This is a genomic window from Candidatus Palauibacter sp. (genome assembly GCF_965213655.1).
Taxonomy (GTDB): Bacteria; Gemmatimonadota; Gemmatimonadetes; order Palauibacterales; family Palauibacteraceae; genus Palauibacter.
In genome coordinates this window covers 169,235-191,948 of sequence record NZ_CBDBZT010000001.1, presented here as the reverse complement: position 1 = coordinate 191,948, position 22,714 = coordinate 169,235, and the positions used below count along the sequence as shown (strand labels likewise).

The window sequence follows — 22,714 nt, the reverse complement described above, 5'->3', positions numbered from 1 at the left end:
TCCCGCGGGAACGTGTGGCCTGCCCGGGGCTCCTCACCGGACGCGACGGCGCGAGCCTTCGTTGATACGCCGTTGAGACTTGGCCGAATAATAACCGAAGAGGCGCCTTGCCCGTGATCGGGCCTGTACGCCAGCACCCTCGACTTCGGAGATACGCCATGTTCCACGACATGCCACACGGTGGCGACGGCCCCGCGAGCGGCGACGACCCCCGCCGCACGACGGCGCCGGACGTTCGCACGCCCATCGATCCCCTCGGCGATGAGATCGCCCACCTCTGCGCCCACATCGACGCCAGCCAATACCGGCTTCTCACGCTGCTCCAGCGCTTCGACGCGGCGGAAGGCTGGAGCGGCTGGATCTCCTGCGCGCACTGGCTTTCCTGGCGCACCGGCATGACGACGGGCACGGCGCGCGAACGGGTGCGGGTCGCCCGGCGTCTCGCGGTTCTGCCGCTCGCCTCCACCGAGATGGAGAAGGGACGCCTCTCGTGGTCCAAGGTCCGGGCCCTGACCCGGATCGCCACGGACGAGAACGAAGAGCGGCTGGTCGAGTTCGCCCTGCACCACACGGCGAGCCAGGTCGAGCGCTTCGTCCGCGCCTGGCGTTCGGCCGAGGCGGCTGCGGACGCGTGGGACGACCATTCGCAAGTCGCGACTCGCCGCTACCTGAACGTGCAGGTGCTGGAAGACGGTATGTATCGCGTGCGGGGCTGGCTCACGCCGGAGCTGGGCGCCCTTCTCATGCAGGCGCTGGAGGCGGCGGGCGACGAACTGTACCGCGCGGAACGGGCCACCGAGCGAAAGGCCGAGCAAGAGGCCGAGCGAGAGGCCGAACGGCGTGACCGGGAACCGCCCGCACCCTGGGAGCCGAGACCTCTTAGACTGCCGCGCACGCCGGGGCAGCGGCACCACGACGCACTGCAGGCGTGGCTCGAAGACACCACGAGCGCGAACGTCCAACTCGTCGTCCACACGGTGGCCGGCGCCCCCGACATCGTGAGCACCGAGGAGTGTTCACACGTTCCCGCGGGAACGTCGCGACGCCTCTCCTGCGATGCCGAGGCGGTGCGGGTCACCCGCGGCCTGGACGGCTCTGTGCTGGACGTCGGCCGCCGCCGCAGAACGGTGAACTGGCGCCTGCGCAAGGCGCTCGAAGTCCGCGACGGGGGCTGCCGGTTTCCGGGCTGCGGCTCGCGCTACACGCAGGCTCACCACGCGATCCCCTGGGCGGAGGGGGGAGACACCGCCCTGGACAATCTCATCCTTCTCTGCCGTTTCCATCACCGGATGGTGCACGAGGGCGGTTGGCGTGTGGAGATGAAGCCGCGGGAGTCCGGCGCTGGGGGCGCGGCACACTTCAGGGATCCCGATGGGACCGCGGTCCCGGCTGTCGCACCGCTACGCGAGGACGTGGAGGCCCCAGCGACGCCCGACGCGGGGCTCGCCGACTGGCACCGGCAGAAGGGGATCGACCCTTGGACGGGAGCCGGCCTGTGGGAGGGGGACCGGCTGGACATGGACTGGGCGCTCTGGGTTCTCTGGGGCCAGTACGGAGACGCCCGGGCCGCCTGAGCGCACGCTACCTGAGCGCGCGCTACCTGGGGACGATGATGCGGGCGGCGAGGGGTGAGACCTTCGCCTCCATCGGCGTCTCTCCTCGCGGATCCCCGTCGATCTCTATGGCGACGGGCGGGTCGGCCTCGATTCGCACGCTGCGGGCCTGGAAGAAGATGATCTTGTCGTCTCCCGAGTACTGGTTCCGCGTGACGCGCCAGATGATACGGGCGACCTCGGGCAGGTTGCTGGGCGCGTAGATGCACACGTCGATGAGGCCGTCCTGGAACGAGGCCCCGGGCGCCATCCGGAACTCCACGGGGAAGGGGCCGGCCCCGAGCTGGCCCGCGTTCGCGACAAGCACCATCGACGCCTTCACCTGCACTTCCTGATCGTCGGCGGTGATCCGGAAGTCGGCGCCGGGGCGGTTGATGACGTTCTTGAGTCCGCTGTAGATGTAGGCCCCGAAGCCGAGACGTCCCTTGAGTTCGGCGGTGGCGTCGGCCATGACCTGCGCGTCGAGGCCCGCGCCGGCCATGAGCGCGAACGTCTCTCCGTTCGCCTCCGCGAGGTCGATTCTGGTCACCTTGCCCTCGACCGCGACCCGGACGCTGTCCTCCAGCGACGTGGGAATGTCGAAGTTGAGAGCGAGTTGATTGGCGGTTCCGAAGGGGATGATCGCGACGGGCACGGACGTTCCGGCGACGCCCCGCAGGGCCACGCTCACCGTGCCGTCGCCTCCCGCGGCGACGATGGCTCGGTACCCCCGCGCGGCAGCCTCGCGGGTGACGTCCAGACCTTCCTCGGAATCTGCGGCCTCGATGATGTCGAAAGGGACCCCCCGCGCGGCGAAGGCGCCCCCCAGCCGCCGGCGCAACGTCTCGGGCTCCGCGTGCCGCCCCCCCGCGCCGGGGTTGAGGAGCACGAGGAATCGTTCCGAATCGGGATAGAGATGGGCGCCGGACATGGACGTAAGCTAGGGACCGTTACCGGGAACCGCTGCCGGAACCGTTGTCGGCGTCGTTGTCGGCGTCGTTGTCGGAGCTGTCGCCGGAGTCACTGTCGGAGTCACTGTCGGAGTCACTGTCGCCGAACACCCACTCGCGGAAGAGGAAGAGGCTGTAGGTGCGGTCGTTCGCGAGGTTGGTGCCCAGGGTGAGGCCGAACAGCCGCTCATCGAAGCGGCTCGCGGTGCGGCCCTCGATGGACCAGCTGGGGAGGAACGCCCACTCCACAGTCGCCCTCGGAGGCCCGCCGCCCAGCGGCTGCCAGTAGGAAAGGAAGAGCTCGTTGTTCGCGTACCACCCGACTTCCAGCGCCGTCCGGTCGAACACGCTTCGGCTGGCCGCGAGTCCACCGGCACCGCGCGGAGTCGCGATCGACGTCAGATTGAAGTAGGTGATGCCCGTCGCGCCGCCGAGAGCGGATGTAATCCCGGAACTCAGCGGACCCAGCAGGGTCTGCTGCGCGAGCCTCTGTCCCAGCTGCGGGTCGGCGGAACGGTAACAGGGCGTCCCCACGGCGAGCAGGCAGTACTGGTCGGTGTCGCTCATGGGCGGGTTGCTCGTCACGAGGAGTTCAGGTGCGATCGGCGTCCCGGTGATCCGAACTTCGACGGACACGGCGCCGTCGACCGTCCGATCCTGGTATCCGGCGGTGATGTCGAGCAGCGGATTGAAGCCGGCGTCCCCCACGAACTGCATGCTCCCCGCGGTGATCCGGAGAGGCCGGACATAGGGTGGCACGCGGTCGAAGATGTATGTGCCACGCGGTATCTCGGCGCTTCCGCTGATGTAGAGCGAGTCGATCGAACGGTCCAGGTAGACGGCCAGCCCCTCCGCCACGACCTCGGCGTCGAGCCGCGCCGAGCGCAGCGAGAGGTCGGAGCCGAGATCGACGTTCGCGTCCAGGACGAGGTTGTCGAGGAACGGGTTCCGGAACCGCGCCAGATCGCCCTCGGCGGAAACGTCGAGGAGGTCGAGGAATCCCATCTCGCCGGGATTGAAGACCTCGAGCCCGCGCAGGAACTCGTCCTGCTCCAGGTATCCGTCTGAGAGGACGACATCGCCGCTCACAAAGGGCCTCGCGTAGGCGCCGTCGAGCCGTGCCCGGCCGCTCACGGCAAACGCCATGTCGTTGCGCACGATGCCGTGGAATTCGTCCGCGTCGAAGTCCAGAGCGAAGATCGGATTGGTGATGCGGGCGATGTCTACCGTACCGCGCGCCTGCAGCGAGCCGCCCAGGTCCGACCCCACATGGGACGAATCCACGGAGGCGATGGAGGAGCCCCGGAACGCGACTCGCGCGCCGACATCGGTGAGCCAGACGCCGAGGTCCGGTACCCAGCCCCGTCCGTTCACGAGGCGCAGACCGCCGTCGTAGCGGAACGAGCCGGGGGCGCCGCGAATCGCGAGATCGCTCTCGGCGGTGCCGCTGACTTCCTCGAAGGTCCCCAGCACCAGCTCGACGAGCGCCAGCGGAAGGCGGTCGCCGGACAGGTAGAGGTCGAGCGGGTCGTCGAGGAGTCGCCGCTCGACAGGGAGGATCGCCAGATCCGTCGCCAGGGTGCCGCTGAGCCGCCCCAGGGGCGCCCCGCCATCGATGAGGTCGATCTCCCCCTCGAGTTCGCGGGCGGCGTAGCTGGCCCGCGCGTTGAGCGCGTCGTAGGCCTGGTGCTGCAGGGAGGGGTCGATGACGTCGAATTCCGCGGTCACGACGGGGTCGGCCAGCGTGCCAGTCGCCCGCACGGATCCTCCGAGCGTGCCCCCGAGAATGGGTTGTTCCGAGAGCAGGTAGCCGAACTGGTCCACCCGTACGCCGAAGATCTCCACGTCGATCTGCCCCTCGCCGACGGCGGGAATCTCGCCCTCGGCACGGAGCCGGCCGAGTTGGCCGTTCAGATAGAGGCCGTCGATGAGCAGCGCCGAGTCGGAGTAGACAACTCTGGCGGGCGTCACGAGCGTGGACTCGAGTTTGCCGAGCCGGAGGCGGAGATCGGTCAGGCCCGCGCTCCAGAGTTCGCCCCCGACGACGACGCCCTGTCCCGAGACTTCGAGGCTGGAGTCGCGCTGCGCGTAGAACTCGGCGTCCAGCGCGTTCGTGCCGGGCTCGCCGGCCTCGGAGCGGGCGAGCCGCACGGAGAGCGAGTCCACCCTCCGTCCGCCCAGTTCGACGTCCGTAGCCGTGAACTCTGAGCGGAGGTCGCCGATGCGGGGAGGGTCGAACAGTTCGACGCGGGCCGAGAGTTCTCCGGCGCGGTAGCCCCGGTACCGCGCGCCCGAGGCCTCGATGCGGGCGTCGAGGGTGAAGTCTCCCCAGCGGCCCGTGGCCGTCCCGCTGGTCCCCAGCCGGCCTTCCAGTCCCTCCGTCGGCCGCCGGGTGCGTCGGGCGCGGCCCAGCAACTCCTCGACGCTCTCGAACAGCGCTTCGCCCGCCTCGGCCGCCTCGCCGCCGGGGATTTCATCCACCACCCAGCGGTCCCAGTCGGAGAGATCGGGGGACTCCGCCTCGAAGGCGATCCGCCCGCTGCGTTCTTCCGTGAGCCCGAAGTCGCCCTGCGCCGAGAGCGTCCCCACGTCGGAGGCGAGGAACACGCTGTCGAGCGTCGCCACGCCGTCGGCCACCCGCAGCCGCACGCGGCTGTCATGGATCTCGGCCTGGTCCACCTGTGAGGGGAGAATCTCGAGATCGAACGACGCCTCCAGAGTCGCGGGATCGATGCCCTCGCCCCGCACGCGCCCGCGGACGGCGAGCCGGGACGACGGGGCGCCCTCCACCCATTGATTCAGGGAGAGGTCCGTGCCCTCGATCTCCGTGTCGTAGCGCAGCGCCTCCGAGGCGAGATCGAACTCCCCGTTCAGGGTGAGCCGGCCGCGCTCCGATTCAAGCTCCGCTTCGAGTTCCAGCGCTTCGAGACTCCCTCGAACCCGGACGGGACCGGTCACAGGGCCCGCCAGGTCGATGCCCGGCGCCCACGGGCGCAACAGCGTGAGCGCCAGCGGGTTCACGTCGACCGACGCATCGACCTGCGATTGCGCGAGGTTCAGAAATCCGGAACCGGAGAGGCGCGAGAGATCGCCGGCCGGGGTCAGATGATCGACGGCGCCATCGAAGGCAACGCCGGTGTCCTGTTCGCGATCGAGCGTGAGAGTCCCGGAGAAGCGGCCGTCGACCCCGAAGTCCAGGCCGATGAGACGGGTCCAGCGGGACTCGAAGGCGTCGACTTCCACGCCGAGACGGCGGAGGCTCAGGTACTCCTCACCGACGCCGACTCCGCCCCGCGCCTGCAGGTAGGACGGAGGCGTCCCCGGGTCGGGATCGTGCAGGGTGAGATCGGCGACGACCGTGAGGTCATCGACATAGCCCGAACCGCGCAGCGTGCCCCGCATCGTCCCCGTCATCGTCTCCGGCACCATCGCGGGCGCCCGGCCAGCCACCGCGCCAGCCACCGCGCCGACCGCCGCGCCGACCGCCGCGCCGACCGCCGCCAGGGAATCGCGTCCGAGCAGCGGCTCCAGGTGCTCGAGGTCGAAGGGGGCCAGCGTGACATTGAGACGGCTGAACCTGGGGCGCTGATCGAGGGCGAGGGCGAAGCCTCCGGTCATGCGCGTATCGCCCGTCCGGAAGTCGCCGTTCGTGATGTCCACAACCGTGGCGCCGCCGCGGGCGGTGAGGTCGATGGACATGGGGCCGCCGCCGGTCTCGGGCAGGTCGATAGGCAGCCAGCGGAGGTCCCGGACATCGAGCGGGGCGCCTTCGAGCCCGAACTCGAAGTCCCGGCCGTTCGCAGCCATCCACCCTTCCCCGCTGACCACCGACTGGTCCGTCTCGAATCTCTCGATGGCGAAGCGGGCCGTGTCCCCGAGCGTCAGGCGCATGCTGAGGCTCGAGAGTTCCAGCGGCTGGCTCACGGCGTGCAGCGTGGCGGTCGCGTCCTCGACCTCGAGCATGAACGGGGCCTCGGGATCCGTCACGCGCGCGATGGGGAAGCGGCCCCGGAGGTTCGTCAGTTCCAGCACGCGCTCGAACTCGCCGTCGGGCGTCTCGCGCAGGGCCCACGGCGATTCCCCGGCCCGCGCCTCGCGCAGCGCCTCCGCCTTGTCGGCTCCCGTGCGCGTCTCGGTCCAGGGCGTGCGGATTTCGATGCGGCCGGAGGCGACCGTCGCTTCGCGGAGCAGGATGCCGAGAGCGTCCTCCGGCGACCCGGTCGTCGCCGCCCCCTGATCCGGCTCCTGACCCGGGCTCCGGGCCGAGGCGAGGGAGGTGGCCGCCGGGAAGAGCGAGGCCGCCACCTGCTCGGCGGGCGACTCCGGCTGCGGGGGCGCGTCGAAGACTCGTTCGTAGTTCCAGCGGCCGTCCGGGTACTGCCGGAGGCGGAGGTCCAGGCCGCGGGCGTGGAGCCGGCGCACGTCGAGTTGCTGCCGCAGAAGCGCCAGCAGGTCGTATTCGATCGTGACCGTGTCGAGGGCCAGGAAGAGTCCCTCCTCCGCGTCGATGATCTCGAAGCGGGAGACGGTGAGGTCGTTGAGGAGGTTGCCCGAGATGGCGTGACCGATGCGCACCTCCCCGTTCACGCTTCCGGCAAGGGCGCTTTCGAGCAGGGAGAGCGCGGCGTCTCGACCCCTGGCGGTCTGCGTCGTCACGATGAAGACCGTCAGCACGAGCAGGCTGGCGATGACGGCCAGCGGCAGCGCGATCCGGCGCCGACGCGCGGGCGGCGGGGGGGGCGCCCCCTCGGACCCGGACGCGGACCCGTCGGACCCGGACCCGTCGGACCCGGAGGCGGAGTCCGGCGCGGGGGTCGACGCGGGGGGGCGCTCGCCGGGGCTCAGAACGCTTCTCCGATGGACACGTGGATCTGCAGGCGGCGCAACAGTTCGAGGAGGGGGTGCGGATCATCGAACCGGAACGGGTCGAACAAGACGGGCTGCGGCATCTGGACCAAGGTTCCGTCCTCCATCGATACAATTGCCGGTAACTCGGTCGCGAATGTCGTATTGTACCCAATATCGAGCCGGATGGAACCGATCGGGCTCGTGTACCGGAGCCCCAGGCCGGGCGTCCACTGGATTTTCCGCAGCTCCGTGAGCCTCTGCGAGACGCTTCCCGCGTCCGCGAAGAAGACGAGACCCCACTGCTCGCTGAGATACCGGCGCAACTCGAAGCTCATTTCCAGGTGGGCGTCGCCGCCGCGGGGCCGCTCGTCGAAGGCGCCGGGATTCTCCCTCGCGAGCCGGTCGACACACGCCTCGAAATCTCCAGCCGGGCAGTCCTCCACCTGGTCGGCCACGATCACGCGGGGGCCGAGCAGGTTCTGGCCGACGCCGCGAACGCTCTGCGATCCGCCGACGAAGAAGCGCCGCGATGGGTGGACGAGCCGGTCGGTCCGGGCCGCGCCGGGAGTGAAGATGCGGGTGCCGGGAAAGCGGACCATCCCGGCGCGCCCGCGCGCGGCCAGGACGAGGCCGGGCTCGAGTTCGTGGAAGAGCGCGGCCTGCGCCACGATGCGCGCGTACCGGTACTGCGAGCCCGTCGACTCGTGCGCGACCTCCCCTTCCGCCGTCAGGTAGTGGCCGCGCGTGGGCCGGAGCGGGTCATCCGTCCGGTTGTAGAACCAGCCGAGGGTGACGGGCGCCAGCCAGCGCGAACGCGTCACGGTGATGATGTCCTCGGGTTCGCAGAAGCCGAAGTTGATGCAGAAGAAGATGTCGGCGGACTGCTCGCCGAAGCCTGTGTAGTTGGGCGAGTATGAGAGCGAGGCGGACATCCCGGGCCCGAGCCGGCGGGTGAGGCCGAGTTCCGCACCGAGACCCTCCTGAATGAAGACGTCGGGAATCGTCTCCCGCTCGAGGAAGACCCGGGCGCTGAAGGTGTTCTCGGCCGAGAAGGCGACGGGGAGGAGCAGTTCGGCCTGGAGCAGATAGTTCAGCGTCCGGAAGTCCGCGTCGGTGCCGACCTGGGAGCAGGGGAAGCGGCCGTCCAGCTGGTCGGCGAAGATGTTCTTGAGCTGGCCGGTGATCTCCAGGCGCCGCGCCCCGCCGAAGAGGTTGCGGTGCGTGAGCCGCGCCTCGGTCTGGAGACATTGGTCGGTACTCCATCCGACGCCGAAGCGGGCGGCCCGCGGCGAGGCGGGCGTGACCTGGACGACGAGGTCGACGGTCGAATCCGGGGCGGCGGCCTCGGGCGGGGGCTCTTCCCGGCGGATCGAGGCGAAGCGAATGGCGTCGAGGCCGAACAGGTTCCGCTGTCCTTCCTGTTCGGCCTCCTGGTTGTAGTAATCGCCCCCACGCAGGGGAAGGAGGGCGCGAATCACATCCTCGCCGATCACCTCGCCGCCCTCGATCCTGACCTCCCTGAGGCGATAGCGGGGGCCGGGGCGGACATCGAGCGCCACCTGCGCCGTTCCGCCCAGTTCGCGGTTGAAGTCGGACAGGGCCATGGCCTCGACGTAGCCCTGACGGCGCAGCGAACCGATGAGACTGTCCACGCCGGCCTGGAGCCGAATGCGATCGAAGGGATCGCCGACATCGAGATCGACGAGAGTCGCGGCTTCCTCCGCGCCGAGCGCCTCGGGCAGTCCCTCGATGGAGAACTCGTCGATGAGGGTCGCCGGACCTTCTTCGATGACGAACGATACGCTGGCGTCGAGGCCGTTGGAGCGGATGATGTGGTGGACGTCCGCCTCGAAGTAGCCGCGCGAGTTGTAGTAGAGGCGCAGCCGGATGGCGTCCTCGGCGACATCGAGCGAGTCGAGGAAGGCCCGGCGGTGCGCGAATCCCCAGTTCGTCAGCAGGCAGAAAGGCGACAGCAGGAGGCTCGAGCACTCGGTGCTGCGGGTAAGGATGACCCCGCGCAACTGCCCGTCGGAGAGCGTCTCGTTGCCGCTGAAACGGAGGGAATTCACCTCGGCCCGCTGCGGCCCGGCCCCGCCGGCGGGTACCTGCGCGAGGAGTGGAGACGGCCCGACGAACGGAGGCGGCCCTGCGAGGGTGACGGCCAGCGCCAGCCCGGCCAGAGCCGCGCGTTTCACACCGCCGCCTCTCCGGCCCGGCGGCGCAGCCTGAGGACGAGGGCGATGCCCGCCGCGAACATCAGGACCGAGATCACCTGAGCGAGCGTGAAACTCCCGAAGAATCGGTCGTCCTTGGCCCGGAAGATCTCCACGACGAAGCGCTCGACCGCGGCCATCGCCAGCCACATGCCGAACAGCCACCCCTGCACGTGCGGATGCCGCCGCAGCCGCCACAGGAGGAAGAAGATGATGAGCGAGAGCCCGGTCTCGTAGATCTGCGTCGGGTGCACGGAGAGGACCTGGGCGTCGGGAATCGCGGGGTCCACCTCTGCCCCGAAGCGCCGCAGGTTGCCGGCGGTCGAGGGCGGAAGGCCGTTGGGGAAGGCGATGCCGACGAACGAATCCGTCGGGCGCCCGTAGTCGTCGCCGACGAGGAAGCAGCCGATGCGGCCGATCCCGTAGGCGAGCGCGAGGGAGGGCGAGATCGCGTCCACCCCGAGCCCGGGCGCGACGGGGCGCCGGTACAGCACCCACATGACGCCGAGAAAACCGCCGATGAAACCGCCGTACCAGACGAGGCCGCTGCGCGAGAAGATCATCCCCAGCGGATCGAGCGCGGTCCGGTCCCAGTAGAGGAACACGTAGTAGAGCTTGGCCCCGACGATGCCGCCGATCAGCGCGCCCAGCAGCATGTCCGCCGCGAGCTCACGCCCGGCGCCGAGACGCGCCGTCTCCGCGCGCAGAAGCATGTACCCGCCGAGGAAGGCGAGCGCCATCATGAGTCCGAACGAGGTGATCGTGAACTCGCCGAGAACCGGCAGCGTCAGGGTGAAGAGTTCGGGATACACGTCTGGCACGCTCCTCGTTGACCGCAGTGCTGTTGACTGCAGTGCTGTTGGCTGCAGTGCTGCTGGTTGGCTGTCCCGGCTCCCGCGCCGGCCGCCCTATGCGAGACCGGGAAACGCGAGCGCCGCTTCGGCATTGAGCGACCACGGGCTGCGCTCCCCTCTCGCCATGCGAAACCGCGCGGCCGCAGCGATCATCGCTGCGTTGTCCGTCGCGAGCCGTGGCGAGGGGGCGTACAACTCCCCGGACGTGCCCAGACGCTCGGCTAAACCTTCACGAAGACGGGAGTTCCGCGCCACTCCCCCTCCCAGCACGACCCGCCGGCAACTCGTCTGTTCCACCGCGCGGCGCGTCTTCTCGGCGAGGACGTCGACCACGGCCTCCTGGAATTCCGCCGCCAGGTCGTCGACGGCATCCGCCAGGGCGCCCTCCTCCTCCAGGTCTCCGGCGATCCGGGCCACGGCCGTCTTCAGTCCGGAGAAGGACATGTCGTAGTACGCGGGATCGCCGGGCAGATCGCGGCGGCTCAGCATGGGGCGCGGGAGCCGGAAACGGCCCGGCGCGCCGCGGGCGGCTGCGCCCCGGGCGGCCGCGCTCCTCTCCGCCGCGCGCTGGATCTGGGGCCCGCCGGGATACGGCAGCCCCAGCCGGCGCGCGACCTTGTCGAACGCCTCGCCCGCCGCGTCATCCCGCGTCTGGCCCAGCAGGCGATAGCGCCCCCAGGCGCGCGCTTCCAGCAGGAGCGTGTGCCCGCCGGACACGAGGAGACCGATGAAGGGGGGCTGCGCGCCCTCGTGCTCGAGCGCGGTGCCGAACAGGTGTCCCTCCATGTGATGGACGCCGAGCAGCGGAAGACCGCGCGCGAAGGCGTAGGCCTTGGCCCAGTTCACGCCCGCGAGCAGGGCGCCGACGAGCCCGGGACCCGCCGTCACGCCCACGCCGGCGATGTCCGCGTGGTCGACCTCCGCCTCGCGCATCGCGTGCCGCACCATCGCGTCCAGCGAGCGGATGTGCTCGCGCGCGGCGATCTCCGGCACGACCCCCCCGAACGCGGCGTGCGCATCCTGCGAGGCGATCGCGAGGCCCCGGATCCCGCTCTCGTCCACGACCGCGGCCGAGGTCTCGTCGCACGAGGTCTCGATGCCGAGAACCGGCCCGCCCCGGGTGTCTATGGGTCCGGCGGGTCGGAGGCGATGCCCGCGCTCACGCGCTCCGGCACGAGGTCGATCGTCACCGTGCCGGCCACGTCGTCGGGCAAGGCCGCGGCCACGGGGTAGGAAGCCGCTGCCTCGAACGAGTTGGGGATCTCGACGGTCACGCGCACGTCGGCGGGGTCGAGTCCGTCCACGATGCCCGCGGGCCCGGTGACGACCACGGTGACCGTGGGCGGATCCAGCGCGGCCATCAGGGCCCGGGGGCCCGTGGCGATGACCTCGCTCGTGAACAGGCGCGTGCGGAGCGAGTCGACTTCGACCGTGGCGATTACGGTGGCGGGTTCGACCGAGAGTCCCGCCAGATCGGGCGGCAGGGCGATCTCGAGTTGCCGCGTCACGCGCGCGGAGACCGCGCCCACCTCGAACGTGGCCGTCGTCACCTCGGAAATCTCGTTGACGAAGGACGCGGGTCCCTGAAGCCACACGCTGTCGGGGGCGACCTGCATGCCCACGACGAGCACGCCCGGCGCCGCCGTCGCGTCCGTGCGGCCGGCGACCGCGACCCGCTTCCCCACCCGTTCCTCGAGATACACGTTGACGACTTCCGGAGAGACTCCCACGGGAGCGACCCCGAGTTGGCGGTTGTAGATGACCTCCGACGTGGAGAGCGGGACCTGGACCACGGTGTCCTCGACCTGGTCGATGACCTTGCGGATCACGGGCTCCGCGGAGAGCGCGGCGAATACCTGGTTCCGGCCGCCGCGGAAGGTCGTCGTGATCTCGGCGGGCCGTACTTCGCGCAGACTCCACGCGGAGTCGCTCACCTGGATCTCGAGCAGCGTCGACACCGGCTGCTCGGCGACCTCGGCGTCGGCCGACACGCTGAGCCAGAGGAGCACGGACAGCACGACGGCCGCGACCTTGTAGGGCCAGTTCTTCGTGAACACGCTCTTGAAGTCCATTTGCTTCTAACCCTCCCCGTTGCCGGGTGTCGCGGGCAGCGTGTCGCGGACGGCTTCGCGCGTGAGGTCGGCGGTGGCCGGATCGGGTGGCGTCCCGGCCACGATCACCGAGACGAATCCCTCTCCGCGGAGAGCGGAGCCGGGGGTCGGACTCTGGAAGATGACACGGCCCTGCACCTCCGGCGCCTCGACCTGATAACGAACGGCGCCCAGCCGCAGGTCGACCTCCTCGAGGAGAAGCTCGAGGTCGTCCACATGGCGCCCCTGAAGATCGGGGACGGAGACGATCGGCTTCCCCAGGCTGACGAAGAGCCGGACGCGGGCGGGGAGCGTGAGACTCGCCCCCGCGGCGGGCTCGGTGCGGATCGCGCCGGCGATCGTGCTCTCGTCGGTTTCCTCGATCTCGATCTCGAACCCGAGCCGGGTGAGGAGGGTTGCGGCCTCGCTGCTCGCCAGTCCCGCCAGATCGGGCACGCGGCGCGTTTCGACGCCGGCGCTCGTCGTGACGACGATCGTGTCCCCGGCCCGTGCCAACTGGCCGGGGAGAGGCTGCTGGGCGATGACGGCGCCGGCGGGAATCTCGTCGTGATGGAGACTCCCCTGATCCGTGGGGACAAGAGCCAGCGCGGAGAGGCGTTGGCCGGCCTCGGCGAGCGGGACGCCCGTGAGGTCCGGGACGACGGCGAAGTCGACGTCGGTCGGATCTTCCGCGGCCGGGAAGAGCCGGATCGCGGCGAACAGGTAGCCGGTGCCGAACATGGCGGCGAAGAGGAGGACCAGGCGCAGGAGTCTCACGGGACCCTCACGCGATTCGCCGCAAACGCGCCGCGTAGGCGCCGTCCGTGCCGGTGAGCCATGGGCGCACGAAGAGGTCGCCGCGGGACGTCACACAGTCGCTGCGGAGCGTCGCGCCATCGCTGTGGGGCGGCTCGCGCCGGTAGTCGGGTCTGCGGTCCAGAAAGGCGTCCACCTGTTCTTCGTTCTCCTCACGTTCGAGTGAACACGTGCTGTACACGAGCAGTCCGCCCGGCCTCACGGCCGCGGCGCAGGCGTCCACGATCTCGCGCTGCAGCGCCACGAGGTCGTCGAGGGCGCGCTGTTCGAGCCGCCAGCGAGCGTCGGCCCGCCGCCCGAGTACGCCGGTGCCCGTGCAGGGTACGTCGGCCAGCACGGTCCCGGCCTCGGCGACCGGAAGCCGCCGCGCGTCGGCGACGACGGCGCTCACCGGCAACCCGAGCCGGGCGGCCGGCGCGCCGAGGCGGGCCAGCCGGCGCTGCGAGACGTCGAGCGCCACGACCGACACACCGTACCCCGCGGCGAGCCCGAGGGTCTTGGTGCCCGGGGCCGCGCACACGTCGAGCACCGGCTCCGCGAGCCGGCCGCCCACGTAATCTACCACGGCGGAGGCCGCAGGGTCCTGAATCACGGCTGTGAGGCCGGATAGCGCCATCGCCGGCAGTCCCTGTTCGAGCCTGAAGGAGCGCGGCCACCCACGGACGGGCGTGAGTTCGACGCCGTCGGGTGGCGCCGGATCATCCCCGCTCAGCATGCGGACGACGACGTCCGGCGGCCGGTTCTGCTGTTCGATGAGCCGCCGCACATCCGGCAGCTTCCAGCGCGCCAGCCATCGTCGCACGAGCCACTCCGGGTGCGAACCCCAGGAGCACAGGTGCCCCACCGGATCCGCGTCCGGATCGGGAAAGGGATCGGGAAACGGATCGGCGGCCGCGCCGGAGTCGTTGCCGCGGCTCCTCGCCAGCGCGCGGAGGACGGCGTTCACGTAACCCGCGCGTCCCCGCCCCAGCGCGGCGCGCGCGGCGGCGACGGTTTCTCCTACCGCCGCGTGGTCCGGAATCCTCAGCTCGGTGAGCTGGTACACGCCGATGCGGAGCCAGTCGCGCACGGCCCCGTCCATGCGGGACAGCGGGCGGTCGGCGAAGGTCCGGATCCGGGCATCGAGGCGGGCGCGGAGCCGCAGGCAGCCGAAGGCGATGTCCAGCGCGAGTCCGCGGTCGGCCGTATCCACCGCCGGCAGGATGCGCGACGCCGCCCGGTCGGAGAATGCCCCGCCCCGTACCTCGCCCAGTATCCGGTGGGCCGCCGCGCGGGGATTCAAGCCGCGTCTTCCGGATTCAATCCGGCGGGGGCACGCCTTCGAGCGGGCTCGAAGGCACCGCCCATTCGCGCCGGGGCATGCGACCGGCGAGGTAGGCGCGGCGGCCGGCTTCCACGGCCAGCCGCATGGCGCCTGCCATCTCGACCGGATCCTCCGCCGCGGCGATCGCCGTGTTCATGAGGATCCCGTCCACGCCCTGCTCCATTGTCGCGCACGCGTCGGACGCCGTGCCCACGCCGGCGTCGACGATGATGGGGACGGAGAGTCGGGACTTGATGATGCGGATGTTGAGCGGGTTGAGGAGTCCGAGACCGCTCCCGATCGGCGAGGCGAGCGGCATCACCGCAGCGGCCCCGGCCTCTTCGAGCCGGAGCGCCGTGATGAGGTCGTCGTTCGTGTACGGGAGAACGACGAAACCCTCGGCGACGAGCACGCGCGTGGCCTCGATCAACTCCTCGGTGTGCGGGAGGAGGGTGTCGGGGTCGCCGATGACCTCGAGCTTCACCCAGTCGCTCATGCCCGCCGCCCGCCCCAGGCGCGCGGTGCGGATCGCTTCCTCGGCGCTGTAGCAGGCGGCCGTGTTCGGCAGGAGGCTGAACTCGTCCGGGCTCAGGGTGCGGAGGTTGTCGTCCCGGTCCGGGTTCTCGATGTCGACCCGGCGCACGGCGACGGTGACCATGTCGGCCCCGGAGGCCCGGATCGCCTCCAGCATGATCTCGGGACTGGGGTATTTTCCCGTCCCCACGATGAGCCGGGACCCGAACGTCCGGCCGGCGATCTCCAGCGGCGCGCTCTCGCCCGAAGCCATCTCAGCCGCCTCCCACGAAATGGACCAGTTCGACGCGGTCGCCCGCCTCGAGGCGCACGCTCTCTATCTCGGGCCGCCGGATGATCTCCCGGTTGAGTTCGACGACGAGGGTGCGGCCGTCGAGCCCGAGATCCTGGAGCAGAGTCGCGACTGACGTTCCCGCGGGAACGTCTCGCTCCCGTCCGTTCACCTGTATCTGTATCTCCATCAACTCTCCGCTTCGAGTCTCCGCGCGAGGTCGAGCGCGGCTCGCCCCGGGTCGGGCGCGGACCACACGGCCCGCCCCACCACGATGCCGTATGCTCCGGCCTCCGTCACCTCCCCGATCCGATCCGCGCGCACGCCTCCGATGGCGAGAATCGGGGGCGGACGGCGAGCGGACAACCGGTTGGCGGGCAGCCGGTGAGCGGCCAGCCTCAGGGCCGACAGCCGGCGGCGAACCGCTGACACCGCGGCGGGACCGCTTCCCTCGACCCCCGGGTGGGATGGCGTCGCGTAGATCGTGCCGAGCACGAGGTAGTCGGCCCCCGCCCGGGCGGCCTTCCACGCCCCCTCCGCGCCGTGCACCGATGCCCCGACCGCGAGCCTCCCCGCGCAGGCCTCGACGATGCGGCACGTCTCCGCTACCCCGAGCGCGGTGCGCCCAAGTTGAACGGCCCGCGCACCCGCCGCCAGCGCCACGTCGGGACGGCCGTTCACGACGAGCCAGCTCCCGGCGGCTGCCGCGACGGGGGCGAGTTCGGCCGCGATTTCGAACAGCCGCCGGGCGCTGATCCGGGCCCTCAGGTGGACCGCGACGGGCGCCGCGGCCTCCAGCACGCGCGCGACCCCCGTCAGCCCGCCCGGACCGCCGGAGGCGCCCCGGCCACCGGAGGCGCCGCCCTCGCCGGCGCCCTCGAGTTCCCGCTCGGAGACGAGGACGTGCAGCCGCGGAAGCCGTGATTCAGCCGAAGCGGACCTCCTTTGGATCCTGGAGCCCCCGCACCCACTCGGCTGCGCTCATGCGGCGGCGGCCGGCAGGCTTCACGGCGCCGATGGCGATCGCGCCCGACCCCGTCGCGACGCGCAGTCCCCGCGCGGGATCGGCCTCGACGACGCTGCCCGGCGAGACTCCCGAGTGTGCGCTTCCCGCGCCGGCGTCGTCCGCACCGGCATCGCCGACGCCCGGTTCGAAACACTGCACCCTTGTCCCGGCGAGGCCGGCGGGCGCTGCGAGCGGCGTCCACGCGGCGGGCCACGGGTCGCAGCCGCGCAGCCGGTTCGCGACTTCGGCGGCGGGGCGCGACCAGTCGATGCGCGCCGCCTCGCGGTCGAGCTTCGGCGCCCACGTCGCGCGCGCGTCGTCCTGCGGCGTCTCGACCGACCGCCCGGAGGCCAGGTCGTCGAGCACGGCGACGAGCCGCGCGCCCCCCGCCTCCGCGGCCTCCCGGTACAGTTCCCCGGCCGTCATCGTCGCGGAGATGGGGATGCGGGTCTGTCCGAGCACGGGTCCGGCGTCGAGTTCCACGACCATGCGCTGGATGCTGATCCCGGACTCGCGGTGCCCCCGGATGATGGCCCAGTTGATCGGAGCCGCGCCGCGCAGTTCGGGTAGAAGCGACGCGTGCACGTTCAGCGACCCGAGCGGCGGCAGATCCAGCGCCGCGCGCGGGAGGAGCCGGCCGTACGCGGCGACGACGGAGATGTCGGGACGCAGGCGGCGGGCCGCGGCGAGGAATTCCTCGTCCCCGGGACGCGCGGGCTGGAGCACGGGCACGCCGGCCTCGAGCGCCCACACCTTCACCGGACTCGCCCGCAGACGGCGCCCACGTCCGGCGGGGCGGTCGGGGTTGGTCACTATGCCCGCGATCTCGTGCCCAGCCGCCCGCATCGCCTCCAGCGAGGGGAGGCCGAACTCCGGCGTGCCCCAGAACAGGACCCTCATGCCGCCCGTGGCCGTTTCAGTCCTGCTCCTGTTTCCGCCACTTCGCGAGCAGGATCTTGCGCTTGAGCGGACTCACGCGGTCGAGGAAGAGTATCCCGTCCAGGTGGTCCTTCTCGTGCTGGATGCAACGGCTCAGAATGCCCTCGGCGCGGATCTCCACCGGCTCTCCATCCAGGTCGAGGCCGCGGGCGACGATGGACTCGCTGCGCTCGACGGTCTCCGACAGTCCGGGGATGCTCAGACACCCCTCCTCCTCCTTCACGGCGCCCTTCTCCTCGACGATCTCCGGGTTCACGAGGACCCCGGGCGCGACCCCCCGTTCGCGCACGTCGTACACGAACAGACGGATCGGCACCCCGACCTGCGGCGCCGCGAGACCGATGCCGTCCGCGTCGTACATCGTCTCCTGCATGTCGGCGGCGAGCCGGCGGATTTCGTCGTCGATCTCCGCCACGGGGGCGCACTTCTCCCGCAGAACAGGGTCGCCGAAAATGCGGATGTCGAGGATCACGAAGACTCGGCCGAGCTACCGGAGCCGGCGGGACGGAGGCGGCCGGACCAGAGGCGGCTAGTTGACTTTTCCGATCTTGGAGCGCTCGACCTCCACCCGGGTGTCGCCGCTCTTGATCGTGACGATGTCGTTCGAGAGGTGGACGATCTCGCCCACGATGCCGCCGATCGTCGAGACCTTGTCCCCCCGCTTCAGGTTCCTGACCAGCTCCTGGTGCTCTTTCTGCTGCTTCCGCTGCGGACGGAAGAAGATGAAATAGAAGATGGCGATGAACCCGAACATCATCATCATGGTGGCGGCCGGATTCGCCGTCCCCCCCTCCGGGGCGCCCATGAGGTTCAGCATCAGCATGGTCCGTCCTCACCTTCGTGTTCGGTCGCGGGGCGCGGAGAGCCGCGCCGGTAGGTGTCGAGCCAGTCGTCGGCCCAGCGGTCGTATTCGCCCCGGAGGATCGCCGCGCGCGCCTGTGAAGTCAATCGAATCAGGAAGCGCACGTTGTGCAGCGAAAGCAGCCGCAAGCCGAGCAGTTCGTTGCTCACGAAGAGGTGCCGCAGGTAGGCCCGGCTGTAGTCGGCGCAGCAGGGGCCGTCGCACGTTTCATCCAGCGGCGCGGGATCGGACGCGAAGCGCGCGCCCTTGATGTTGATGCGACCCTCGGCCGTGAAGGCGGTGCCGTTGCGCCCGTTCCGGGTCGGCGCCACGCAGTCGAACATGTCCACGCCGCGCCGCACCGCCTCGATGACGTCGTCCGGATAGCCGACCCCCATCAGATACCGCGGGCGACCGGCGGGGAGCGCGGGTTCGAGGGCGTCGAGCACGCGGTGCGTGACCTCCTTCTCCTCGCCCACGGAGAGTCCGCCGATCGCGATGCCGGGCCACTCTCCCCGGGCCAGGGTGCCTTCCAGGGATTCGATGCGAAGGTCGTCCCAGGCAGCGCCCTGAACGATGGGAAAGAGGAGCCCGCCCCTGTCGGGATCCTCCTCCTGCAGCGCCTCGTGACGCGCCCGGCAGCGCTCGAGCCAGGCGAGCGTGCGCTCGACGGCGGTCCGCGCCACCTCGCGCGAGGCCTCGCCGGGGGGACATTCGTCGAAAGCCATGCGGATGTCGGAACCGATGGCGGCCTGGATCTCCATCGACAACTCCGGCGTGAGCCGGTGCAGGCTCCCGTCCAGGTGGCTGCGGAAGGTGACGCCCTCGTCGTCGATCCGGTTGATCCGGGCGAGCGAGAAGACCTGATATCCGCCCGAATCGGTGAGGATGGGACCGTCCCATCCCATGAATCGGTGGAGTCCGCCGAGTTCTTCGAGCACGCGCGTGCCCGGCCTGAGGTAGAGGTGGTAGGCGTTGCCCAGCAGGACTTCGACCCCGGCCGCGCGCAGTTCGCCGGGGGTGAGCGACTTCACGGTCCCCAGCGTCCCGACCGGCATGAAGCACGGGGTGTGGACCGTGCCGCGCGCCAGGCGGAGCGTCGCGGCACGCGCCCGTCCGCTCGTCCCCTCGACGCGGAAGCGCCCGGCGTCGGAGGGCCCCGCGGCGGCAGGCCCGGTCATGGAATCGACCTCATGGAACCGTCTTCATGTGATGACCATCGCGTCGCCGTAGGAGTAGAAGCGGTATCGCTCGCGGATCGCGTGCGCGTAGGCCTCCAGCGTGAGTTCCCGGCCCGCGAACGCCGCGACGAGCATGAGCAGGCTGGAGCGCGGAAGGTGGAAGTTCGTCACGAGGGCGTCCACGGCACGGAAGGTGTACGGGGGACGGATGAAGAGCTTCGTCCACCCCCGTCCCGGCTCGAACGGGCCGCCTGCCGAGGCGCCGGCGGCAGCGACCGTCTCCAGCACGCGGCAGGAGGTCGTGCCGACGGCGAACACTCGCCCGCCCGCGTCGCGCGTCTCGTTCAGGGCCCGGGCCGCGGCGGGGGAGAAGCTGTACGCCTCGGGAGCGACCTCGTGCTCATCGATCCGCTCCGCGGTCACGGGACGGAAGGTGCCGAACCCGACGTGCAGCGTGAGGGACACGAGACGGACGCCGCGGGCCTCGATGGCGGCGAGCATCTCCCGGGTGAAGTGAAGTCCCGCCGTCGGCGCTGCGACGCTCCCGGCCGGCGTCGCGTACACGGTCTGGTAGCGCTCCCGGTCGTCGGCATCGTCGTGTGCGCGTCGGCCCCGCTGGCCGCCCGACCCGTCGCGGGCGCCGCGGACGATGTACGGGGGGAGGGGGACGCGGCCGTGGCGCCGGATCAGGCTCCACGGGTCGCCGTCGCCGGCCAGGCGCACGAGGCGGGTGCCGTCGGGGGCGGAGTCGAGGATCTCGACCCCGAACCCGTCGGCGATGTCCACGGTGCGGCCGGGCTTGAGCTTGCCGCCCGGGCGGACCATGGCGCGCCAGAGGCGGGTGTCGGCCTCGTCGAAGGGGGCGAACGGCTCGAGCGCGTCGGACTCGGGGCGCACAAGGAGGATCTCGGCGCGGGCGCCGGTGGGCTTGCGGCCGAGCAGCCGGGCCGGAAAGACGCGGCTGTCGTTGACGACGACGGCATCGCCGGGTGCCAGCCGCTCGATCAGTTCGGGGAAGGCGGCGTCCGTGTAGCGGCCCCGCGCGCGATCGACCTTGAGGAGCCGGCTGGCGTCCCGCCGCGCGGCCGGACGGGCCGCGATCAGCTCGGCCGGCAGCTCGTAGTCGTACGCCTCCGTCCGGACCGCCCGGTCATCCGTCATCGCCGAACAGCGCACCCTGGCCCCCGCCCTCGAGCTCGCTTGGAAGGGCGTAGCCGAAGCGCTCGTACGCCTTGCGGGTGGCGGCGCGCCCCCGCTGCGTCCGCTGCATGTAGCCGTTCTGGATGAGGTACGGCTCGTAGACCTCCTCGAGCGTCCCGGCGTCTTCGCCCACGGCGACGGCGAGCGAGGCGAGTCCCACCGGTCCCCCGTCGAAGGTCTCGATGATCGCCTTCAGCACGCGGGCGTCCATCTCGTCGAGGCCGTACTCGTCGACGTTGAGCAGCGTGAGGCCCTTCTCCGCCGTGGCGGAATCGATCGTGCCGTGGCTCCGCACCTGCGCGTAGTCGCGCACGCGGCGCAGGAGGCGGTTCGCGATGCGAGGCGTGCCGCGGGCGCGGCGCGCGATCTCCTCTGCCCCGCCGGGCGTGATCGGGATCTCGAGCAGGCTCGCGGAGCGGGTGACGATGCGCCGGAGGTCGGCCCACGGGTAGTAGCCCAGACGCTCGACGACGCCGAAGCGCGCGCGCATGGGGGCGGTAAGGAGCCCGAACCGCGTCGTCGCGCCCACGAGCGTGAAGCGTTCGAGCTTCATCGAGAAGGTTTCCACGCGCGGGCCGTCGCCGAGCCGGATCTCGATGCGGTAGTCCTCCATCGCCGGATAGAGGAACTCCTCGATCACGGGCCGCAGGCGGTGGATCTCGTCGATGAAGAGGATGCCGCGCGGCGGGAGGTTCGTGAGCAGCCCGGCGAGGTCGCCCGGTTTCTCGAGCACGGGGCCGGAGGTGAGCTTGATCGCGACGCCGAGTTCCTGGGCGAGGAGGAGGGCGAGCGTCGTCTTGCCGAGCCCCGGCGGGCCGTAGAAGAGGGTGTGGTCGAGCGCCTCCTCGCGGCCGAGCGCCGCCTCCACGAAGACGGAAAGGCTCTCCTTGACCCGCGCCTGCCCGATGAACTCGTCGAGGCGCTGTGGGCGCAGGGAGGCGTCCGGTCGCTCGTCGCTCTCGAGCACCTCCGGCGTCGTGACCTCCGTGCGCGGACGGGTCTCGTCGGTCATACGTGCTGCAGCGCGTGGCGCACGAGTTCCTCGGCGTCGACATCGGGGTCTCCCGCGCCGTCGGCCAGTCCCTGCAGCGCGCGGCTCACCGCGTTCTCGGCCTGGGCGCGCGGGTAGCCGAGGCCGCGCAGCGCCTGCACGGCCGCGGCGGCGGGTCCGCCGCCCGGCACGGGGTCGTCGCCGAGGTCGTCGAGCTTGTCGGCGAGTTCGATCACGATGCGCTCGGCGGTCTTCTTGCCGACGCCGCTCACGGTCTGGAGGGTGCGGTGATCCTTGGCCCTGATGGCGCGCACCACGCGCTCGGGCGGCAGCGCCCCGAGGATCGCGAGCGCGAGCCGGGGGCCCACGCCGCTCGGGACGCGGAGCCGCTGAAAGAGTTCGCGGTCGCGCGCGGTCTCGAAGCCGAACAGTTCGTGGGCGTCGTCGCGCACGATGAGCACCGTGTGCAGTTCGACCGCGGACCCCTCGGGCGGAAGGCGTCCGGCGAGTCCGAGCGGCACGCTGATCTCGTAGCCGATGCCGTCTCCCGTGAGGACCTCGACGGCGCTCGCCGCGCGCCCGAGGAGTTCGCCCCGGATGCGCCGGATCACCGGATCGGTCCGGCGAGGAGGTGACACAGCGCGACCGCGCAGCCGTCCGCCGCATCCGCCGGACGCGGCGGCTCGCCGAGCCGCAGATGGTGCTTGACCATGAACCCGACCTGCTCCTTGCTCGCGGCGCCCGTCCCCACCACGCGCTTCTTCACTTGGCGGGGCGCGTACTCGTGGACCGGCAACCCCCGCAGCGCGGCCGCCAGGACGAGGACGCCGCGCGCGTGCCCGAGCACGAGCGCCGTCCGCGCGTTCCGTCCGTGAAAGGCGCTCTCGATCGCGACGCACGTGGGCTCCAGCCGGTCGATGAGTTCGAGCGCCGCGGTGTGGATGTCCACGAGGCGCGTGGGGAGGTCCTCCCCGCGCGGCCGCACGACGCCGCACTCGATGAGGCGATACGCGAGACCGCCCGGGCGGCTCCCTTCGACGAAGCCGTATCCGGTCGCCCGCGTGCCGGGGTCGACGCCCAGCACC

General features: G+C 71.0%; 20 protein-coding genes. 1 reads left to right on the top strand and 19 read right to left on the bottom strand.

Annotated elements, in window-relative coordinates; all coding sequences use genetic code 11:
- Positions 1-158: 158 nt before the first annotated feature.
- Entirely contained in the window at positions 159-1,574 is a 1,416-nt protein-coding gene (locus ACOOGH_RS00845; RefSeq protein WP_420447119.1) for a DUF222 domain-containing protein, read from the top strand.
- A 22-nt stretch (positions 1,575-1,596) separates the two neighbouring features.
- On the opposite strand, the gene ACOOGH_RS00840 is transcribed toward ACOOGH_RS00845, so the two are convergent.
- From ACOOGH_RS00840 to ruvC, 19 genes are all read right to left on the bottom strand, one after another.
- Positions 1,597-2,523 carry a diacylglycerol/lipid kinase family protein gene (locus ACOOGH_RS00840; RefSeq protein WP_420447118.1) on the bottom strand — a complete coding sequence of 309 codons (927 nt, stop codon included), beginning with the start codon at positions 2,521-2,523 and terminating at the stop codon, positions 1,597-1,599.
- A 19-nt stretch (positions 2,524-2,542) separates the two neighbouring features.
- Positions 2,543-7,198, bottom strand: coding sequence for a translocation/assembly module TamB domain-containing protein (locus ACOOGH_RS00835; protein ID WP_420447117.1), 4,656 nt, complete (start codon positions 7,196-7,198; stop codon positions 2,543-2,545).
- 185 nt (positions 7,199-7,383) lie between these two features.
- Positions 7,384-9,585, bottom strand: coding sequence for a BamA/TamA family outer membrane protein (locus ACOOGH_RS00830; RefSeq protein ID WP_420447116.1), 2,202 nt, complete (start codon positions 9,583-9,585; stop codon positions 7,384-7,386).
- Positions 9,582-10,415: a prolipoprotein diacylglyceryl transferase gene (locus ACOOGH_RS00825; protein ID WP_420447115.1), complete on the bottom strand. Its 834-nt coding sequence runs from the start codon at positions 10,413-10,415 to the stop codon at positions 9,582-9,584. The genes ACOOGH_RS00830 and ACOOGH_RS00825 overlap by 4 nt, the downstream gene beginning before the upstream one ends.
- Before the next feature lie 96 nt (positions 10,416-10,511).
- Entirely contained in the window at positions 10,512-11,555 is a 1,044-nt protein-coding gene (gene tsaD, locus ACOOGH_RS00820; protein WP_420447141.1) for a tRNA (adenosine(37)-N6)-threonylcarbamoyltransferase complex transferase subunit TsaD, read from the bottom strand.
- Positions 11,556-11,581: 26 nt separating this feature from the next.
- Positions 11,582-12,529 carry a CdaR family protein gene (locus ACOOGH_RS00815; protein ID WP_420447114.1) on the bottom strand — a complete coding sequence of 316 codons (948 nt, stop codon included), beginning with the start codon at positions 12,527-12,529 and terminating at the stop codon, positions 11,582-11,584.
- 6 nt (positions 12,530-12,535) lie between these two features.
- The gene (locus ACOOGH_RS00810) at positions 12,536-13,324 is read right to left on the bottom strand and encodes a PASTA domain-containing protein (protein WP_420447113.1); all 789 of its coding nucleotides are present in this window, start codon (positions 13,322-13,324) and stop codon (positions 12,536-12,538) included.
- A 7-nt stretch (positions 13,325-13,331) separates the two neighbouring features.
- The gene (locus tag ACOOGH_RS00805; RefSeq protein ID WP_420447112.1) at positions 13,332-14,645 is read right to left on the bottom strand and encodes an RsmB/NOP family class I SAM-dependent RNA methyltransferase; all 1,314 of its coding nucleotides are present in this window, start codon (positions 14,643-14,645) and stop codon (positions 13,332-13,334) included.
- Between the two features lie 16 nt (positions 14,646-14,661).
- Positions 14,662-15,453 carry a thiazole synthase gene (locus tag ACOOGH_RS00800; protein WP_420447111.1) on the bottom strand — a complete coding sequence of 264 codons (792 nt, stop codon included), beginning with the start codon at positions 15,451-15,453 and terminating at the stop codon, positions 14,662-14,664.
- Between the two features lies 1 nt (position 15,454).
- Positions 15,455-15,661 (bottom strand): sulfur carrier protein ThiS, encoded by a 207-nt coding sequence (gene thiS, locus ACOOGH_RS00795; RefSeq protein WP_420447110.1) that lies wholly within the window; start codon positions 15,659-15,661, stop codon positions 15,455-15,457.
- Positions 15,661-16,272 carry a thiamine phosphate synthase gene (locus tag ACOOGH_RS00790; RefSeq protein ID WP_420447109.1) on the bottom strand — a complete coding sequence of 204 codons (612 nt, stop codon included), beginning with the start codon at positions 16,270-16,272 and terminating at the stop codon, positions 15,661-15,663. Before ACOOGH_RS00790 ends, thiS begins: the two co-directional genes overlap by 1 nt.
- A gap of 124 nt (positions 16,273-16,396) precedes the next feature.
- A complete protein-coding gene (gene fmt, locus ACOOGH_RS00785; protein ID WP_420447108.1) occupies positions 16,397-17,377 on the bottom strand; it encodes a methionyl-tRNA formyltransferase in 981 nt (326 codons plus the stop codon).
- Positions 17,378-17,393: 16 nt separating this feature from the next.
- Positions 17,394-17,888 (bottom strand): peptide deformylase, encoded by a 495-nt coding sequence (def, locus tag ACOOGH_RS00780; protein WP_420447107.1) that lies wholly within the window; start codon positions 17,886-17,888, stop codon positions 17,394-17,396.
- 57 nt (positions 17,889-17,945) lie between these two features.
- Complete coding sequence (gene yajC / locus ACOOGH_RS00775) at positions 17,946-18,239, bottom strand: preprotein translocase subunit YajC (protein WP_420447106.1); 294 nt, start codon at positions 18,237-18,239, stop codon at positions 17,946-17,948.
- Positions 18,233-19,438: a tRNA guanosine(34) transglycosylase Tgt gene (gene tgt / locus ACOOGH_RS00770; RefSeq protein ID WP_420447105.1), complete on the bottom strand. Its 1,206-nt coding sequence runs from the start codon at positions 19,436-19,438 to the stop codon at positions 18,233-18,235. The genes yajC and tgt overlap by 7 nt, the downstream gene beginning before the upstream one ends.
- 24 nt (positions 19,439-19,462) lie before the next feature.
- Positions 19,463-20,599, bottom strand: a complete 1,137-nt coding sequence (queA, locus tag ACOOGH_RS00765; RefSeq protein WP_420447104.1) for a tRNA preQ1(34) S-adenosylmethionine ribosyltransferase-isomerase QueA — start codon at positions 20,597-20,599, stop codon at positions 19,463-19,465.
- Positions 20,589-21,650 (bottom strand): Holliday junction branch migration DNA helicase RuvB, encoded by a 1,062-nt coding sequence (gene ruvB / locus ACOOGH_RS00760; RefSeq protein WP_420447103.1) that lies wholly within the window; start codon positions 21,648-21,650, stop codon positions 20,589-20,591. Before ruvB ends, queA begins: the two co-directional genes overlap by 11 nt.
- Entirely contained in the window at positions 21,647-22,240 is a 594-nt protein-coding gene (gene ruvA / locus ACOOGH_RS00755) for a Holliday junction branch migration protein RuvA (protein ID WP_420447102.1), read from the bottom strand. Before ruvA ends, ruvB begins: the two co-directional genes overlap by 4 nt.
- Complete coding sequence (ruvC, locus tag ACOOGH_RS00750) at positions 22,237-22,713, bottom strand: crossover junction endodeoxyribonuclease RuvC (RefSeq protein WP_420447101.1); 477 nt, start codon at positions 22,711-22,713, stop codon at positions 22,237-22,239. The genes ruvA and ruvC overlap by 4 nt, the downstream gene beginning before the upstream one ends.
- Position 22,714: the final 1 nt, after the last annotated feature.

What these genes read in the sequence shown, in the direction of transcription:
- ACOOGH_RS00845 (WP_420447119.1), top strand. Translation starts at nt 159, where the DNA reads ATGTTCCACGACATGCCACACGGTGGCGACGGCCCCGCGAGCGGCGAC.
- ACOOGH_RS00840 (WP_420447118.1), bottom strand. Translation starts at nt 2,523, where the DNA reads ATGTCCGGCGCCCATCTCTATCCCGATTCGGAACGATTCCTCGTGCTC.
- ACOOGH_RS00815 (WP_420447114.1), bottom strand. Translation starts at nt 12,529, where the DNA reads ATGGACTTCAAGAGCGTGTTCACGAAGAACTGGCCCTACAAGGTCGCG.
- ACOOGH_RS00800 (WP_420447111.1), bottom strand. Translation starts at nt 15,453, where the DNA reads ATGGCTTCGGGCGAGAGCGCGCCGCTGGAGATCGCCGGCCGGACGTTC.
- thiS (WP_420447110.1), bottom strand. Translation starts at nt 15,661, where the DNA reads ATGGAGATACAGATACAGGTGAACGGACGGGAGCGAGACGTTCCCGCG.
- fmt (WP_420447108.1), bottom strand. Translation starts at nt 17,377, where the DNA reads ATGAGGGTCCTGTTCTGGGGCACGCCGGAGTTCGGCCTCCCCTCGCTG.
- yajC (WP_420447106.1), bottom strand. Translation starts at nt 18,239, where the DNA reads ATGCTGATGCTGAACCTCATGGGCGCCCCGGAGGGGGGGACGGCGAAT.
- tgt (WP_420447105.1), bottom strand. Translation starts at nt 19,438, where the DNA reads ATGACCGGGCCTGCCGCCGCGGGGCCCTCCGACGCCGGGCGCTTCCGC.
- queA (WP_420447104.1), bottom strand. Translation starts at nt 20,599, where the DNA reads ATGACGGATGACCGGGCGGTCCGGACGGAGGCGTACGACTACGAGCTG.
- ruvB (WP_420447103.1), bottom strand. Translation starts at nt 21,650, where the DNA reads ATGACCGACGAGACCCGTCCGCGCACGGAGGTCACGACGCCGGAGGTG.